General features: G+C 70.9%; 14 protein-coding genes and 1 pseudogene. 9 read left to right on the top strand and 6 right to left on the bottom strand.

The window, feature by feature from the left end; all coding sequences use genetic code 11:
• The 3 genes from AB0N78_RS03620 to AB0N78_RS03610 all read right to left on the bottom strand — a co-directional run bounded on the left by AB0N78_RS03620 (nt 1) and on the right by AB0N78_RS03610 (nt 2902).
• On the bottom strand, nt 1-1209 hold the full coding sequence (locus AB0N78_RS03620; protein ID WP_363385962.1) for a hydroxymethylglutaryl-CoA synthase: 1209 nt from the start codon (nt 1207-1209) through the stop codon (nt 1-3).
• Nucleotides 1210-1388: 179 nt separating this feature from the next.
• Entirely contained in the window at nt 1389-2447 is a 1059-nt protein-coding gene (locus AB0N78_RS03615) for a hydroxymethylglutaryl-CoA reductase (RefSeq protein WP_363385960.1), read from the bottom strand.
• Between the two features lie 29 nt (nt 2448-2476).
• Nucleotides 2477-2902 carry a hypothetical protein gene (locus tag AB0N78_RS03610; RefSeq protein WP_363385957.1) on the bottom strand — a complete coding sequence of 142 codons (426 nt, stop codon included), beginning with the start codon at nt 2900-2902 and terminating at the stop codon, nt 2477-2479.
• A gap of 127 nt (nt 2903-3029) precedes the next feature.
• Here AB0N78_RS03610 and AB0N78_RS03605 point away from each other — a divergent pair, with 127 nt between their 5' ends.
• On the top strand, nt 3030-3806 hold the full coding sequence (locus tag AB0N78_RS03605; protein WP_363385954.1) for an LLM class F420-dependent oxidoreductase: 777 nt from the start codon (nt 3030-3032) through the stop codon (nt 3804-3806).
• Nucleotide 3807: 1 nt separating this feature from the next.
• Here AB0N78_RS03605 and AB0N78_RS03600 read toward each other — a convergent pair whose 3' ends face one another.
• Entirely contained in the window at nt 3808-5523 is a 1716-nt protein-coding gene (locus AB0N78_RS03600; RefSeq protein ID WP_363385952.1) for an alpha/beta-hydrolase family protein, read from the bottom strand.
• 13 nt (nt 5524-5536) lie between these two features.
• The gene (locus tag AB0N78_RS03595) at nt 5537-6001 is read right to left on the bottom strand and encodes an SRPBCC family protein (protein WP_363385950.1); all 465 of its coding nucleotides are present in this window, start codon (nt 5999-6001) and stop codon (nt 5537-5539) included.
• 20 nt (nt 6002-6021) lie between these two features.
• Between AB0N78_RS03595 and AB0N78_RS03590 the strand changes: the two genes are divergently transcribed.
• From AB0N78_RS03590 to holA, 7 genes are all read left to right on the top strand, one after another.
• Nucleotides 6022-6750 carry a metal-dependent transcriptional regulator gene (locus tag AB0N78_RS03590; RefSeq protein WP_363385947.1) on the top strand — a complete coding sequence of 243 codons (729 nt, stop codon included), beginning with the start codon at nt 6022-6024 and terminating at the stop codon, nt 6748-6750.
• Nucleotides 6751-6817: 67 nt separating this feature from the next.
• Nucleotides 6818-8014, top strand: a complete 1197-nt coding sequence (locus AB0N78_RS03585) for an MFS transporter (RefSeq protein WP_363385944.1) — start codon at nt 6818-6820, stop codon at nt 8012-8014.
• Between the two features lie 10 nt (nt 8015-8024).
• On the top strand, nt 8025-10943 hold the full coding sequence (gene leuS / locus AB0N78_RS03580) for a leucine--tRNA ligase (RefSeq protein WP_363385941.1): 2919 nt from the start codon (nt 8025-8027) through the stop codon (nt 10941-10943).
• Between the two features lie 5 nt (nt 10944-10948).
• On the top strand, nt 10949-11842 hold the full coding sequence (locus tag AB0N78_RS03575) for a DegV family protein (RefSeq protein ID WP_363385939.1): 894 nt from the start codon (nt 10949-10951) through the stop codon (nt 11840-11842).
• 100 nt (nt 11843-11942) lie between these two features.
• Complete coding sequence (locus tag AB0N78_RS03570; RefSeq protein ID WP_363385937.1) at nt 11943-12845, top strand: ComEA family DNA-binding protein; 903 nt, start codon at nt 11943-11945, stop codon at nt 12843-12845.
• A gap of 14 nt (nt 12846-12859) precedes the next feature.
• Nucleotides 12860-14347 carry a ComEC/Rec2 family competence protein gene (locus AB0N78_RS03565; RefSeq protein WP_363385935.1) on the top strand — a complete coding sequence of 496 codons (1488 nt, stop codon included), beginning with the start codon at nt 12860-12862 and terminating at the stop codon, nt 14345-14347.
• A 70-nt stretch (nt 14348-14417) separates the two neighbouring features.
• On the top strand, nt 14418-15386 hold the full coding sequence (gene holA / locus AB0N78_RS03560) for a DNA polymerase III subunit delta (RefSeq protein WP_363386231.1): 969 nt from the start codon (nt 14418-14420) through the stop codon (nt 15384-15386).
• Between the two features lie 9 nt (nt 15387-15395).
• Here the strand turns inward: holA and AB0N78_RS03555 are convergent, their stop codons facing one another.
• The gene (locus AB0N78_RS03555) at nt 15396-16151 is read right to left on the bottom strand and encodes an EAL domain-containing protein (RefSeq protein WP_363385932.1); all 756 of its coding nucleotides are present in this window, start codon (nt 16149-16151) and stop codon (nt 15396-15398) included.
• 208 nt (nt 16152-16359) lie between these two features.
• On the opposite strand from AB0N78_RS03555, the pseudogene AB0N78_RS03550 reads away from it, so the two are divergent.
• Nucleotides 16360-16536: pseudogene (locus AB0N78_RS03550) on the top strand (helix-turn-helix transcriptional regulator); the annotation flags it as partial.
• Between the last annotated feature and the right edge of the window lie 29 nt (nt 16537-16565).

Genomic DNA, 16565 nt, shown 5'->3' with positions numbered 1-16565 from the left:
TCACGCCACCGCAGTGCCTTCGGCGGCCACATCCTCCGCCCGCACGTACACCCGCTGGTGCCCGCTGATCGCCGCCAGCCGGAACGGCGAGCGGCTGGTCACCGGGATCGGGTGCTCACCGCCGTCCACCGGGTTGGCGGGGGCGACGATCCGCAGGTACTCCGCGTGGTCCACCCGGCGGCGGTCGTCTACCCGGCGCTGGTGCTCGGCGGTGCGCAAGTGGTCGCGGTAGCCGGGGACGACCAGGCCGGTGAAGAACTCGCCGACCGCGCCGGAGCCGTAGGAGAAGAAACCGATCCGGTTGCCGGACAGGTCCGCGGTGGCGTGGTCGAGCAGCGAGATCAGGCCGATGTACATCGACGCGGTGTAGCTGTTGCCGATCAGCTTGTTGTAGCGCAGCGAGTCGCCGATCTGCGCGTCCAGCACCTCCGGGTCGCGGGGGGCTCCGACGACCTTGGTCAGGTGCTGGTGCGCCTTGACGGCCATCTTGGTGAACGGCTGGTGGTAGCAGAAGGTGTCGATGTCGGCGAAGCCCGGACCGCCCTGCGCCTGCAGGTCCGCCCACGCGCCGGACAGCGAGTCGGTGTAGGCCCGCAGTGACAGTCGACCGTCGACCACCGCGGTGGTCCGGTAGTTCGGCCGCCAGAAGTCCATGACGTCGTTCGTGTTCAGCCCGGACAGCGGCTCAATTTCCACCAGTCGCGGGTCGGCGGATATCAACATCGCCACCGCGCCGGCGCCCTGGGTGGGCTCACCGGAGGAGCCGATGTCGTAGCGGGCGACATCGGAGCAGATGACCAGCACCTTCTGCTCCGGGTTCCGGGTGACCAGGGCCAGTGCCATCTGCACTGCGGAGGTACCGGCGTAGCAGGCCTGCTTGAGCTCGACGACCCGGCAGGCCGGGTTGAGCCCGAGCAGGTGGTGCACGTAGACCCCGGCCGACTTCGACTGGTCGATGCCGGACTCGGTGGCGAGCAGGACGGTGCGGATCGCGGCCCGGTCGGTCTCGTCCAGGTCGGCGACGATCGGCTGCGCGGCGGTGGCGGCCAGCGTGACCACGTCCTCGTCCGGGGCGGCGACGCTCATCCGCTCCTGGCCCAGACCCACGTAGTACTTCGCGGGCTCTACGCCGTGTACCGGTGCCAGGTCGGCGAGATCCAGGTACTGGTCCGCCGTGGCGAATGACAGGTCGTCGATGCCGAGCCGCATGGAGGGTCCTCAGGGTGTCGCAGACACCGACGGTCGAAGGAGGCCGCCGGTGACCCCCGCCGAGTATGTGCCGGTCGGGAGCCCGGACGACTGTAGTCCGCGTGCGAAGGGGCCACCAATGGCGCAGCGCACACCTTCACCACCCTCGCACGGGACGGTGACGGCGCCGTGATCCGGCCTCAGACGGCGTTGCTGCCGCGCTCCAGCTTCAGGTGCGCGGCCATCAGCTCGCCGGGGTTGGTCTGGGCCGCCATCAGCGACAGCTCCCCGCACAGGACGGTCGCCGCACACAGCACCGCCAGTCGTCGACCGTTCGCCCCCGGCTCGCGGTCCTCCCGGCAGCCCAGGCGTGCCAGGTTCTCCTCGACGAAGTCCAGGCCCTTGCCGTTGCCCACCGACCCGACGATCAGGTTCGGCAGCGTGCAGGAGAAGTACAGGTCGCCGTCCCGGACCTCCGCGTGGGTCAGACCCTGCGAGCCTTCGACGATGTTCGCCGCGTCCTGACCGGTGGCCAGGTAGAACGCCAGCAGCATGTTCGCGTAGTGCGCGTTCGCCGACCGCAGACCGCCGGCCAGCATGGTGCCGATCAGGTTCTTGCGGACGTTCAGCTGGGCGATGGCCTCCGGTGTGGTGTGCAGGAAGCGCTCGACGATCCGGCGCGGCAGCACGATCTCGGTCACCACGTTCTTGCCGCGCCCCAGGATCCCGTTGACCGCAGTGGCCTTCTTATCCGAGCAGAAGTTGCCCGAGATCGACCCGTACCGCAGCCCCGGCACCCGGGTCAGCACGTGGTCCATCAGCCGCTCGGAGGCGTGCGTGACCATGTTGTGGCCCGCCGCGTCCCCGGTGCTCAGCTCGAACCGCACGAACAGCAGGTTCCCCGCGATCTGGGTGTGCACGTCCAACAGCCGCGCGAACCGGCTGCTCCCGGCGACGACCTCCTCCAGTTCGGAGCGGTGCGCCGCCAACCACTGCACCCCGGCGAATGCCACTCCGGCGTCATCGGCCTCGAACAGCACCGACCGGGTCATTCGCTCATCCACCAGCGTCGCTCGGATGCCGCCCTCGACCATCGTCGACAGTCGGGCACCCCGCCGCACACTCGGCCACAGCGTCTGCTCGTAGGTGGCCATCGGCACCTCGGACTCGCCGGTCATCACATTCCCGCTGATCCGGACGGGTCCTACCCACTTCAGCGGGACGGCGGCGGCGGAGTCGGGGGTGATCGCGGTGGACATGGTGCCAGCGTAGGTGAACCGCGTCGCCGTCACTCCGGGGCGATCTCGGACACCGTGACCCCGGTCGCGAGCACGTCGAAAACGTCGTCATAGGACCACAGCCGGAAGTGCTCCACCGGAGCCCAGTCGGGACGGATCGGCAGCCGCTCCCGATAGCGCGACCCCTCGATGCGTTCCAGATCGCTCTGCGGGTCCGGGCCCACAGTGAAGGCACTCGCGGGAATGGCCTCGTAGGTGTCGAGCTCGGCGTGGAACATCGAGACGACGCCCGTGAACGTGATCGTGGCCTGGATGTCCTCGGCTGTCCCGGTGTAGCCGGTCAGATGTGACGTGTGAATGTCGCAGGTGAGGGTGATCGTGCGGCCCTCCCACTCCACCCGTTCGACGATGATGGTGTTCCGCCAGAACCCGAAGACACCCAGGTCGGTGGACACCGGCACGGCACGTTCGCTCATCGGCCCAGGCTAAAACCACCCTCTACGATGCCGCGATGGACATCCGTGCGTCGTTCGGCTGCGGGGGCGAGTCGGTGGTCATGGATCGACCTCTGCGACGGCCGCGCCAGAGTCGTAGCGTGGCCCCATGACCAACCCCCTGCGCATCGGAGTCCAGCTCCAGCCCCAGCACGCCGACTACGCCCAGATCCGCGACGCTGTCCGCCGTGCCGAGGACCTCGGGGTCGACATCATCTTCAACTGGGATCACTTCTTCCCGCTGTACGGCGATGAGGACGGCAAGCACTTCGAGTGCTGGACCATGCTCGGCGCCTGGGCGGAGCAGACGAGCCGGGTGCAGATCGGCGCGCTGGTCACCTGTAACAGCTATCGCAACCCGGAGCTGCTGGCGGATATGGCTCGGACGGTCGACCACATCAGCGGTGGGCGACTGATCCTCGGCATCGGCGCGGGCTGGTTCCAGAAGGATTACGACCAGTTCGGCTACGAGTTCGGCACCGCAGGGTCGCGGATCGCGGAGCTGGGGGCGGCGCTGCCGCGGATCAAGGCCCGGTTGGCTGCGGGCAATCCGGCACCGACCCGGGACATCCCGATCCTGATCGGTGGCGGTGGGGAGAAGAAGACGCTCCGGATCGTCGCCGAGCACGCGGATGTCTGGCACTCCTTCGGTGACTTGGAGACGCTGACCCGCAAGAGCGCGATTCTGGACGACCACGGTGAGGCGGTCGGTCGGGACACGGCGGCGCTGATCGAGCGCAGTGTCGGGGTGGGCGCACCGCCGAGCGAGGTCGGGCAGCAGCTGGTCGACGCCGGGGTCACCCTGTTCACGGTCGGGACCGGGGGACCGGACTACGACCTGTCCCTGGTGGAGGAGTGGGTGCGCTGGCGGGACGCGCAGGGCTGAGTCAGCCGACGCCCTGCCCGGGCACGGTGGGCAGGGTGAGCGTCTCGTCGATCAGCGTCTGTAGCTCGGCCATCTCCTCGTCGGTCCAGCCCTCGACCCGGGTGGCGTCCGCCCAGGCGGTCACGATCTGCGACGCGTAGTTGTGCCCGTGCCCATCCGGCACCGACACCCCGAAGAACTGGTCCACGGTCACCTGGAGGAAGGTGATCACCGGGAACCAGTGCACCCGACCGGAGACGTCGGGGCCACGCGGCTCGGCGAGCCAGTCGGGTTGACGGGTCAGCAGGTCCCAGCTCCACCACACCACCGGGTCGGAGGCGTGCTGGAGGTAGACGACCCGGGGTGACTCCCAGTCGGCGTCGGGCGCGTCCAGATCGCCCGGTGCGGCGGCGAAGCGGATGGTCTCCCCGTCATCGATCACCGGCTGGTACTCCGGGCTGCCCGGGTCGCGGCCGTCAACGACGGTGCGCCACAGACCGGTGAAGTTCGGGGTGCCGACGTAGAGCGCGCCGTCGGTGCGGGTGGTCAGGTCGCCGGCGGAACCGAAAGCTGACTGCGCGGCGTAGGAGCCGAGCGACAGTCCGTAGGAGATCAGCCGCGGTCGGTCGTCCTCGGGGAGTTCGGACCAGCGGGCGTGCACGGCGTCGAAGAGTTCTCGCCCGGCGTCGGCTGCCCGCTCAGCGTCGACCAAGAAGGACAGCCAGGACGGCAGGAACGAGTACTGGACGGTCGCAACAGCGGTGTCCCCGCCCCACAGGAACTCCAGGGCGGCGAGTTGCTGCGGTTCGGTCCACCCGGTCCCGGTGGCTCCGGCGACGACGAGCACACTGCGGTCGAAGGCACCGGTGCGTTCCAGCTCGGACACGACCAGCTCGGCACGAGCGCTCGCGGTGTCAGCAGAGTCCAGTCCTGCGTAGACCCGGATCGGCTCCAGCGCGGGCTCGCCGGTGACCTCGCGGATCTCCGGCGCGGAGGGGCCACCGGCAACGAAGGTCCGCCCGTAGCGGCCGAGCGACTCCCAGCTGACCGCCGACTGCGGCGACCCGGAGCGCAGCGCGGACTGTGGCTGGTGCACCCCCGGCTCGGTCTCGGCGTTGGTTCCGGCGTAGACGCTGTCCGACACGCTGATCACACCGCGGAACAGCACGCCGGCCGCCAGCCAATAGACGACGGCGGCGACCACGACGACACCCGCCAGTGAGGCCACCGGTGCGGGGACCCAGCGGCCCAGGACTCGGGCAACACGTCGAGCGGCCCGACGGAACGCCCGGCAGAGGGTCAGGACCAGAGCGAAGACGACCAGGGCGACCGTGCCCACCAGGATGCCGGAGGAACGGTGCCGTTCCTCGCCGACCAGCACGCGCACGTCGTCCTGCCAGTCCGCGCCCACACCCACGACCATGATCGCCAGCACCGGGCCGAACAGGGTCAGCAGCTGCCAGGCCTGCCGGCGCACACCGGGCCGGGGTTCGCGGACGCCGACCTTGCGCAGAATCCACGCGATCAGCACACCCCAGCCGTAACCGACTACCGCGCCGAGTCCGGCGATGGCCCCGAGGTACAGGGTCGGGCGGGGCAGCAGGGAGGGCGTCATCGCGGCGGCCAGGCCAAACAGTGCCCCGAGCATGCCGGCCCAGGGCAGCTCGCGACGCCGCAGCCACTGCCCGATCCCGATCAGAGTGGTGGCGACGGCGGTCCGCAGAGTGTCGGTGCGCACGGTGCGCTGTCTATCACGCGGCCGGATGTGCACGGAGGAACTCGCGCAGGCCGCGCTCGCCCCGGTTCATCGCATGGGTGTGGGCGAGGCGGAACATCGGGGCCAGCAGGGGCGCTGTCCGGATCATCCACGCCCGGGTGGTGCGGACCTGCCAGTCCAGCTCCAGGGTGCTGCCCTCGGCCGTCGGGGCGATGTGGACCAGGCCGGTGCCGACCAGATCGCCGGCGACCCGCAGGGTGGCGTGGCTCGGTGCATCGCGGTGTTCGATGGCGAGGGTGAACCGGAGCGCGTAGGCCCAGCGGCTGGGGCGCAGGGTGAAGCCGGCGCGATCCGGCGTGGACCAGTCGGCGATCAGGCCGGGCCACCAGCGCGGCCAGGTGAGGTCGGGATCGGCCAGCACAGCCCAGACCCGATCGGGTTCGGCGGGCAGCGTCCAGCGGGTGATCAGGCGGTAGTCGGGCGGGGTGGGCTGCGGCACGGCGGTCACGCTAGGGCGGAATGCCGTCAGCCGCGCCCCGTACCCTGATCCCCGTGAGCGAGACCAGTGAGCTGACCTCCGTGGCCCAGGACTACCTGAAGGTGATCTGGACCGCGGGGGAGTGGTCCGACCGCACCGTGACCACCAAGATGCTCGCCGACCGGTTGGGTGTGGGCCCGTCGACGGTGTCCGAGACGATCCGGCGCCTGGCCGACCAGGGTCTGGTGGAGCACGCTCGCTACGGGGCCATCGCGCTGACCGAGGAGGGCGCGCGGCACGCGGTGCAGGTGGTGCGTCGACACCGGCTGATCGAGACCTTCCTGGTCAGCGAGCTCGGCTACGGCTGGGACGAGGTGCACGACGAGGCCGAGGTGCTCGAACACGCGGTTTCCGACCTGATGGTGCAGCGGATCGACACCCGCCTCGGTCACCCCACTCGCGACCCGCACGGCGACCCGATCCCCGCGCCGGACGGGTCGGTTCCGACGCCCCCGGCGGACATGCTGTGGGATCTGAGCGCGGGTACCGGCACTGTGGCTCGGATCTCGGACGCCGACCCCGGTCTGCTGCGCTACCTCGCCGAGATCGGGGTGGTGCTGGACGCCCGGGTCGAGGTGGTCGAACGACGGGACTTCGCGGGGATGACCTCCGTGCGGCTGACCCCACCCGGTGCGCCGTCGCGCACAGCCGACCTCGGCGAACCTGCCGCCCGGGCGATCTGGGTGCTGCTGGACGATTCGCCACTTTAGGCTGGGTGCACTCCGGAACAGCGACGGCGCTCGACGGCAGGCACCCCGACCGCAGGAGCGCATCCGCATGACCGACGTCCTCGACCCGAATCCCATCGTCCGGCGTGCTCGGTTGCCCTTGCTCGCGCTGGCCCTGGGCGGGTTCAGCATCGGCACCACCGAATTCGCCACGATGGGTCTGCTTCCGCTGATCAGCGAGGACCTGGACGTGACGATCCCGCAGGCGGGACACGTGATCACCGCCTACGCGCTCGGCGTGGTCGTCGGTGCGCCGCTGCTCACTGCTGCCGCGGCCCGGATGGACCGCCGCCGGTTGCTGCTGGTGCTGATGGCGGCGTTCACGGTCGGCAACCTGCTGTCCGCGCTCGCGCCGTCCGCCGGGTGGCTGGTGGTGGCCCGATTCGTCGCTGGACTGCCGCACGGGGCGTTCTTCGGGGTCGGGGCGGTGATGGGCGCACATGTCGCCGGTCCGGGCCGTCGGGGGCAGGCGGTGGCGACGATGATGGCCGGTCTGACCATCGCCAACGTGGTCGGGGTGCCGCTGTCCACCGTGCTCGGACAACTGCTCGGCTGGCGGGTGGCCTTTGTTGCGGTGGGCGTACTCGGCGGCCTGACGCTGCTGGCGCTGTGGCGCTGGATCCCTGGACTGGCGGTGGCCGAGGGTGCCTCGGTGCGGGCGGAGGTCGGTGCCCTGCGCAACCCGCGACTGTGGGTGGCGGCCGGTGCGGGAGCCATCGGCTTCGGGGGAATGTTCGCGGTCTACTCCTATGTCTCCCCATTGCTCACCGAGGTCACCAGGCTGAGCGAGGCGACGGTGCCGATCGTGCTGGCGCTGTTCGGGGTCGGGATGACCGGGGGCACCCTGCTCGGCGGTCGCCTGGCGGACCGATCAGTGATCCGCACCGTGCTGGTCGGATTTCTGGCGACCATCGTGGCTCTGGTGCTGATCGGGTTGCTTGGTCAGTGGGTGGTGCCCGGGGTGCTGGCGGTGGTTGCGCTGGGGGTGGCCTCCCAGGTGCTCGGGCTGGCGTTGCAGTCCTGGTTGATGGATCTGTCCCCGGCCGCGCCCTCGCTCGGCGCGGCGCTCTGTCACTCGGCGCTGAACGCGGGTAACGCGTTCGGCGCGTGGTCCGGTGGGCTGGTGATCGCCGCGGGGTTGGGCTACCTGGCCCCTGCCTGGGTCGGCGCGGGGCTGGCGGTGGTCGGCTGCGTGATCGTGGCGGGGACGGTGGTCCTGAGCCGGAACCGGTCCTCGGCTCGCTAGACTCCAGCGGGTGACCTCGCCCGTTTCCCCCCGCAGCCCTGAGTCCAGCGCGCCCGCCGAGGTGCCCTTCCGCTACACCGCGGCCCTTGCGGAGCAGATCGAGCTCAAGTGGCAGCAGGAGTGGGTCGAGCGCGGGACGTTCTTCGCGGCGAACCCTGATGGTGACTTGACCGACGGTGACGGCGCGCACGCGAAGGCCGGTGCCAAGCCGTTCTTCGTGATGGACATGTTCCCGTACCCCTCGGGGGCAGGCCTGCACGTCGGACACCCGCTGGGCTACATCGCCACCGATGTGGTCGCCCGGCATCGCCGCATGCAGGGCGACAACGTGCTGCACGCGCTGGGCTACGACGCCTTTGGCCTGCCCGCCGAGCAGTTCGCGGTGCAGACCGGTGCCCACCCGCGCACCACCACCGAGGCCAATATCGAGATCATGGCCCGGCAGCTGCGTCGACTGGGCGTCGCGCATGACCCGCGTCGGTCTTTCGCCACCATCGACCCCGGCTACGTGCGCTGGACACAGTGGATCTTCCTGCAGATCTTCGAGTCCTGGTACGACGAGGACGCGGTCCGCCCCGACGGTGGCCGTGGTGCCGCCCGCCCGGTGTCGACGTTGGTCGAGGCCTATGAGAACGGTCGCCCGCTGCCGGACGGTGGCTCCTGGGCTGAGCTGGACGAGGTCGCCCGCCGCAAGGTGATCGACTCCCAGCGCCTGGCCTATGTGTCCGAGACCCCGGTCAACTGGTGCCCGGGCTTGGGCACCGTGCTGGCCAATGAGGAGGTCACCAGTGAGGGGCGCTCCGAGCGCGGCAACTTCCCGGTGTTCCAGCGCACGCTGCGGCAGTGGAACATGCGGATCACCGCCTACGCCGACCGCCTGGCCGACGACCTGGCGCTGATCGACTGGCCGGAGAAGGTCTCCGCGATGCAGCGGAACTGGATCGGTCGTTCCGAGGGCGCGCATGTGCACTTTGAGGTGACCGACGCGGATGAGCCGCTGACCGTCTTCACCACCCGCCCGGACACCCTGTTCGGCGCGACCTATGTGGTGTTGGCCCCGGAACACCCGCTGGTCGACCAGATCGTCGCCGGTGCGGACGAGGCCTGGGGGGATGACATTCCGCAGGTGTGGCGCGGTGGGGCGTCGACTCCGGCCGAGGCGGTCGCCGCCTACCGTCGCGAGGCTGCCGCCAAGACCGCCGTCGAGCGTCAGGCCGATGCGGGTCGTAAGACCGGTGTCTTCACCGGGGGCTACGCGCTGAACCCGGTCAACGGTGAGTCGCTGCCGGTGTTCATCGCCGACTACGTGCTGATGGGTTACGGCACCGGCGCGATCATGGCGGTGCCCGGTGGTGACGCCCGTGACTTCGCCTTCGCGCAGGCCTTCGAGCTGCCGATCGTCTACACGGTGCAGACCCCGGAGGGCTTCGCCGGGGACGCCGCCTGGACCGGCGACGGCGCGGTGGTCAACTCCGCGAACGAGACGCTGGACCTCAACGGTCTGACGGTGGCCGAGGCCAAGACCCGGATGATCGACTGGCTGGAGGCGGAGGGTGCCGGCGAGCGCACCATCACCTACCGGCTGCGCGACTGGCTGTTCAGCCGGCAGCGCTACTGGGGTGAGCCGTTCCCCATCGTCTACGACGAGAACGACCTGCCGGTGGCGCTGCCTGACGACCTGCTGCCGGTCAACCTGCCGGAGGTCCCGGACTACGCCCCGCGCACCTTCGACCCGGAGGACGCGGACTCCTCGCCGGAGGCCCCGCTGAGTCGGAACACCGACTGGGTGGAGCTGACGCTGGACCTGGGTGACGGCCCGAAGACCTACCGCCGCGACACCAACACCATGCCCAACTGGGCCGGCTCCTGCTGGTACTACCTGCACTACTTGGACCCGGAGCACCGCAGCGGGCAGGTCGTCGACCCGGAGCTGGAGCAGTACTGGATGGGCCCGGGCCACAACCCGGGCGACACCCATGGCGTCGGCGGCGTCGACCTGTACGTCGGCGGGGTCGAGCACGCGGTCCTGCACCTGCTGTACGCCCGGTTCTGGCACAAGGTGCTCTACGACCTGGGGCACGTCGCCAGCCGTGAGCCGTTCTACAAGCTGTTCAACCAGGGCTACATCCAGGCACACGCCTACACCGACGCCCGCGGCAGCTACGTGCCCGCCGCCGAGGTGGTCGAGAGCGAGGACGGCTTTACCTGGAACGGCGAGCAGGTGTTCCAGGAGTACGGGAAGATCGGCAAGTCGCTGAAGAACGTGGTCTCCCCGGACGAGATGTACGCGGCCTACGGTGCGGACACCCTGCGGGTCTACGAGATGTCGATGGGTCCGCTGGATCTGTCCCGCCCGTGGGAGACCCGTGCGGTGGTGGGTGCCCAGCGCTTCCTGCAGCGGGTGTGGCGCAATGTCGTCTCCGAGGAGACCGGTGAGGTCACCGTCACCGACGAGGCACCTGCCTTGGAGACCCTGCGCCTGCTGCACCGCACGATCGCCGGCGTTGCCGAGGACATGGCGGAGATGCGGATCAACACCGCGATCGCCAAGCTCATCGTGCTGAACAACCACCTGACCTCGCTACCCGCCGTGCCCCGTGCGGTGGCCGAGCCGCTGGTGTTGATGGTCGCGCCGATCGCCCCCCACCTGGCCGAGGAGCTGTGGCAGCGCCTGGGTCACGAGCGGTCGTTGGGTCACGAGCCCTACCCGGCCCTGGACGAGCAGTACCTGGTCGAGGACACGGTCACCTGCGTGTTCCAGGTGCAGGGCAAGGTCCGTGGCCGCGCCGAGGTCAGCCCGGACATCACCGAGGAGGCGCTGCGTGAGGCCGCCCTGGCCGACGCGAATGTGCAGCGCGCACTTGACGGCCGCGGGGTGCGCACCGTGATCGTGCGCGCGCCCAAGCTGGTCAACGTGGTGCCGGCCTGAGCAGCATGCCCAGCTGGATCGGGCGGCTGCGACTGCCACGGCGGTCGCAGCCTGCCCCGGTCCTGCCCCGGGTCGCTGTGGTCACTGACTCCACGTCGGCACTTGACCCGGAGCAGGCCGCGGAGTGGGGGATCACGGTCGTCCCCCTGGACGTGGCCGCCGGGCAGGAGCGGTTCCGCGACGGCGTCGACCTCGGCCCCGCGGAGCTGATCGATCTGCTGGACCACGGCACCCGGGTCACGACCTCCCAACCTGCCCCGGCGGTCTTCGCGGAGGCCTACCAGCGATTGGCCGACGAGGGTGCGCAGGAGGTCGTCTCGGTACATCTGTCCGGTGCGCTGTCCGGCACGGTGCGCGCCGCGGGCCTGGCTGCCCAACTCGCCCCGTTGCCGGTGCACGTGGTGGATTCGCTGAGCGCCGGGCTCGGTCTGGGCTTCGCGGCCCGTGCGGCTGCCCGCACGGAGGGCGACGGCAGCCGGGTCGCCGCGGAGGCCGAGCGGGTGGGGCGCTCCACCTCCGCCTGGTTCGTGGTGGACTCCCTGGATCACCTGCGCCGGGGCGGACGGATCAGCGGCCCCGCGGCTGCGCTCGGCACCGTGCTCGGCCTGCGCCCGGTGCTCGCCCTACGGGAGGGCCGGATCGACGTGGTCGAACGCGTGCGCACCCGCCCTGCCGCCCGGGACCGGCTGGTGCAGCTGGTGCGTGAGGAGTCCGCACGCCGGGACGGACCGGTGCGGATCGCCGTCCACCACCTTGGCCGCGCGGAGGTCGCCGAGTCCCTGGCGGAGCGACTGCACGAGGTGGACGGAGCGGCGGAGATCCGGGTGGCGGAACTGGGCGCGGTGCTCGGTGGACACCTGGGGCCGGGGGCGCTGGCGGTAGTGGTCGTCGACGACTGACCGGTCTTCGGCTGTCCACAGTGGCGGCACCGGTGGCCGCGTCCCCAACGCAGAATGTGCGGCCTCCGGCCGGTGGCAGCTGTCTCTCTAGCGTGCCGGGATGGACGGGGAGACGACGGGGGAGCGGCAGGTGGGCGCGGGCACCCTCGCCGCGGCGCTGCGGGCGGTGGGTGGTGAGCGATGGCCCGCCGTGCCCGTTGCCGACGAGCAGGCTGCCAGCAGGGCGCATACCGGCGAACAACCACCCGGAGCCCGCAATCGACTCAGAGCAGCGACCGTGGCCGACGGTGATCGGTCGGATCGACCCGGTGTGGAGCTCCCCGGCCTGACGACCCGAGCGCAGCTGTCCGCCGCAGCAGCCGTGGCGCCACCTCAGCTCGACCTCATCCCGGCGCGGCCCCGACCGCGCGCGCGGTGGTCGATCCCACCCCGGACGGCTCTGCTGGCCCTCCTGGCGCTGGCCCTGGTGGCCGGAGCCGCGATCCTGCGCAGTGTGTCCGCTGCCTCCGGCACACCGGTCGACCTCGCCGAACCGCGAGCCACACTGTCGGCATCGGCACCGACTCCCGCGGCGTCCTCGACGCCGGTGTTGGTGCATGTGGTGGGGCAGGTCGCGAACCCGGGTGTGGTGGAGCTGCCTGCGCAGGCCCGAGTGTCGGAGGCACTGAATGCCGCCGGTGGCCCCCTGCCCGACGCGGACCTGTCCGCCCTCAACCTTGCCGCCGTCGTTCAGGACGGTGCCCAGATCGTGGTGCCTGCACCCGGTGAGGCCGCCCCCGCCGCCCCGAGCGCCGCCGGTGCTGCCACGTCTGGACTCATCGACCTCAACCGTGCCTCGGCCACCGAGCTGGAAGAGTTGCCCGGTGTCGGCCCGGTCCTGGCCGAGCGCATCGTCGCGGACCGCGAGTCGCAGGGCCCCTTCTCCTCCGTGGACGACCTCGACCGGGTGTCTGGGATCGGCCCTGCCGTGCTGGCGAATCTGCGGGATCGGGCCACGGTGTGAGCAGCGCGGCCGCGGTGACCACCCCCACGCACCGTGATCCCCCCGACCGGAGCATGCTGGACCTGCGGCTGGCACCGGCGGCGCTCGCGGTGTGGGTTGTCGCGCTGGCCCTGGTCCGTGCCCCCGCATGGTGTGCGGTGGCGACTGCTGGCGCGGCGGCGGTCGCCCTGGTGCTGTTGCGTGCCCTGGGCACCTCCACCAGCCGGCTCTCGCTCACCTTGCTGTGCGGTGCCGTCGTGCTCGTCGCGCTCAGCACCGGCGGCCGCGTCGCCGCGCGCGAATCCGGTGGACTGCGTGAAGCAGCCCGGGATGGTGCCACGGTCGAGCTCCGTGGCACCGTGCGATCGGTCACGGCCCTGGCCTCCGGCGCACCCGGCACTGCACGGGTGGTGGTCGCCTTGGACGCCACCCGTGCTGACGGCGATGACCCATGGACCGCCACCGGCGCGGCGGTGCAGATGTTCATTCCTGACGCACCCGCCCTGGGCAGCCGGATCGAGCTCACCGCGCGCCTGGCACCCAGCCGCAGCGCCTCCGACCGTGCTTTGGCCACCGCCCGGCCACTCGGGGAGATCCGCGTGCGCGCCGGTCCTGATCCGGTCACCGCCTTGCTCGCTGATCGACGGGTCGCGCTGGTCGACATCGCGGCCGCTCTGCCCGGGGACGCGGGTGCGCTCATCCCGGCGGTGGCAGTGGGAGACATGTCGGCCGTGGGGGAGCTGGACGCAATCATGCGAGCGTCCGGACTGGCACACCTCACGGCGGTGTCCGGTGCCCACTTCAGCATGGTCGGGGTCGTCGTCTTGGCGCTGTCCTCGTGGTGCGGTGTGCCCCGGCGGTGGCGGTGGTCGCCGGTTGTCATCGTCAGCGTCGGGTTCGTGATGCTGGTCGGGCCCGGGCCCACGGTGGTTCGGGCGGCGTTGATGGGTGGCGTCGGTGTGCTCGGGGTGGGGGTCGGGCGGCCTTCGCGTGCCGTTCCGGCGCTGTGCGCGAGCGTCCTCACCCTGCTGGTCGCCGACCCCTGGCTGTGCGCTGACCTCGGGTTCCTGCTCTCCGTCGTCGCCACGGCGGGCATCACCCTGCTGGCGGGGCCGTTGGCCGGACGACTGGGCAGTGCCTTGCCGCGGACGGTAGCGATGGCGCTCGCGGTGCCCGTGGCCGCGCAGGCAGCGTGCGCGCCGGTGATCCTCCTGATCGACCCGGCGGTGCCGCTGTACGCGATCCCCGCCAACATCGTCGTCGCCCCGGCGGTGGGCCCGGCCACCATCGGCGGGCTGTGTGCCGCAATGCTCGCCGGGTGGTGTCCCTGGGCGGCGGACTGGGCCGCGGCGGTGGCAGGGACCGGATGCTGGTGGATCGGTGCGGTCGCCCGGGTGGCGGTGGCACTGCCCGGGGCCCGGGTGTCCTGGTTGGCGGGTTGGCCGGGTCTGCTCACCCTGGCCACGGCGACCGGCACCGGCCTGGCGCTGCTGCTGCGTTGTCGCCGGGCCATGGCACCCTAGGGGCGTGCCCGCACCCACCGCAGCCCGCCGCCCCGCCGCCCGTGGTGGGTCCCGTGGCGCGCCCGCCGGCATCGCCTGGGACGAGGTCGAGCTCGCCCCGCTCATCCTGGTCAGCGGCCCGGAGAGCCTGCTGGCCGAACGGGCAGTCGACCGGCTGATCGGCCTCGCCCGGGAGCAGGAGCCCGGGGTGGAGATCTCCCGCATCGACGGTTCCGCCTACGCCGCCGGAGAACTGCTGCTGGCCACCAGCCCGTCGCTGTTCGCCGAGGACCGCGTCATCGTGATCGAGAACGTGGAGAAGGGCACCGACGAGCTGATCCGCGACGCCATCGCCTACGTCACCACCCCCGCCGACGACGTCGTGGTCATCCTGCGGCACGGCGGCGGACAGCGTGGCAAGAAGCTGCTCGACACCGTCAAACAGGCGGGATGCCCGGTCGTCTCCTGCGAGGCGATGAAGCGCGACGCCGACAAGGCCACCTTCGTCACCCAGGAGCTGCGCCGTGCCGGACGGCGGATGGATGCCCGCGCGGTGCGTGCCCTGGTCGACGCGGTCGGCTCCGACCTGCGCGAGTTGGCCTCGGCCTGCACCCAGCTGATCTCGGACACCACCGGGGTCATCGGGGTCGAGGTGGTCGAGCGGTACTACGGCGGTCGGATCGAGGCCACCGGCTTCCGGGTCGCCGACGCCGCCGTCGCGGGATCCTCGGGGGAGGCGGTCGCGCTGCTGCGCCATGCGCTCGCCACCGGTGTCGATCCCGTGCCGCTGGTCGCCGCCCTGGCTGCCCGGGTGCGCACCCTTGCCAAGGTCTCCGCCGTGCGTGGACGAGGGTCCGCTGCGGAGAAGGATCTGGGCCTGGCCCCCTGGCAGATCGACCGCTCCCGCAAAGAGCTGGCGCACTGGTCACCGGAGGGCCTCGCCGACGCCATCACCGCCATCGCCCAGGCCGACGCCGAGGTCAAGGGCGCGAGCCGCGACCCCCAGTTCGCCGTGGAGCGTGCGGTCCTCCGGATCAGCCGTGCCGCGCAGCGCGGCTGACCCCACGCCTCAGATCAAACGCCCGATACTGTCGTGATCCGGCCCCATCAGCGGGGCCGCACTGCGATCCACCACCAAGCACCGCTCCAGCAGATTGCCCTGGTACAGGTCGAAGCCCAGCTGCCGTGACCCGCGCAGCTCCGCGCTCGACTCCACGAACTCGGCGACCAGCAGCGCGCCGTGCGAGCGGGCCAACTCGACCACGGGTTCGCCCTCGACATCGAGATCCCGGGCGTCGATCTTCACGAAGTCCGCCTGCGGCAGCAGCATCCGCTGATCCTGCCGCGACACGAACCCGGACATCGCCACCCGGTAGCCGCGCTCCCGCAATCGCCGCACCCCACCCAGGATCTCCTGGTCGATCCGCGTCGTCCCCGCGATCTCTACCACCAGCCGATCCGTCCGCGTCGGCAACGGCAACGCCCCCACCAGGAACGCCCGCGGGCACCGCACGAACAACCATCGTCCGTGCCCCACTTCATCGACATCCGCCCGACCGAACGTTGCCCGCAGCACCGCACTCGTCGCACGCTCGTGCTGCAGCTCGCTCCACCCCGCGGCATCGATCCCGGCCGACGACTCCGGCGTCCGGAACGCCAACTCGTACCCGAAGGGGTGCAGCCTGGGGGAGAAGATTCCCTGCCGCCCGATCACCGTGCGCTCCGCTGAGACATGCGCGTTCCACTGCTCACGCAGCCGTGCCGGGAACGCGGACTCCACATCAGCGGCGAGGAGCCGGCCGGGCAGACCCTCGGGTCGTGTCATGGTGGTCATGACAACACACGGGGTGCAGATGTGACATCCCGTGGCCCGCGCATTCGCGTCAAATTGCCGAGCGATTGAGGTGATTTCACCCGGACGGCGGAGGAGATGGCCTGTCGTGGTTCCCACGCCGTCTCAGCGTGCGGTGCGTGCCAGCGGCCACCCGAAGGAGGTACCGTCCGCCAGTAGGGGAAATGCGCATCGAAGGGGAATGACGGTGTCCAGGTTGGGCGAGCGTGTCCGGCGAGCCCGGGAACTCGCTGGCCTATCCCAGGCCGACCTGGCGCGCGGTGCGATGTCCGCCAGCCTCGTGTCCCGCATTGAGTCTGGAACTCGACAACCATCCGAGCGCGCCCTCACTCACCTAGCCGCTCGCCTGGAGGTGTCGCCCGAGTGGCTGCGGCGAGGTCCAGCCGA

This window comes from Cellulomonas sp. NPDC089187, assembly GCF_040685135.1.
In the GTDB taxonomy this organism is placed as follows: domain Bacteria; phylum Actinomycetota; class Actinomycetes; order Actinomycetales; family Cellulomonadaceae; genus Cellulomonas.
Note: the sequence above shows the minus strand (reverse complement) of the source record. Positions and strands in the feature narration are given on the sequence as shown.

What these genes read in the sequence shown, in the direction of transcription:
- AB0N78_RS03620 (WP_363385962.1), bottom strand. Translation starts at nt 1,209, where the DNA reads ATGCGGCTCGGCATCGACGACCTGTCATTCGCCACGGCGGACCAGTAC.
- AB0N78_RS03615 (WP_363385960.1), bottom strand. Translation starts at nt 2,447, where the DNA reads ATGTCCACCGCGATCACCCCCGACTCCGCCGCCGCCGTCCCGCTGAAG.
- AB0N78_RS03610 (WP_363385957.1), bottom strand. Translation starts at nt 2,902, where the DNA reads ATGAGCGAACGTGCCGTGCCGGTGTCCACCGACCTGGGTGTCTTCGGG.
- AB0N78_RS03605 (WP_363385954.1), top strand. Translation starts at nt 3,030, where the DNA reads ATGACCAACCCCCTGCGCATCGGAGTCCAGCTCCAGCCCCAGCACGCC.
- AB0N78_RS03590 (WP_363385947.1), top strand. Translation starts at nt 6,022, where the DNA reads ATGCCGTCAGCCGCGCCCCGTACCCTGATCCCCGTGAGCGAGACCAGT.
- AB0N78_RS03585 (WP_363385944.1), top strand. Translation starts at nt 6,818, where the DNA reads ATGACCGACGTCCTCGACCCGAATCCCATCGTCCGGCGTGCTCGGTTG.
- AB0N78_RS03575 (WP_363385939.1), top strand. Translation starts at nt 10,949, where the DNA reads ATGCCCAGCTGGATCGGGCGGCTGCGACTGCCACGGCGGTCGCAGCCT.
- AB0N78_RS03570 (WP_363385937.1), top strand. Translation starts at nt 11,943, where the DNA reads ATGGACGGGGAGACGACGGGGGAGCGGCAGGTGGGCGCGGGCACCCTC.
- AB0N78_RS03555 (WP_363385932.1), bottom strand. Translation starts at nt 16,151, where the DNA reads ATGACACGACCCGAGGGTCTGCCCGGCCGGCTCCTCGCCGCTGATGTG.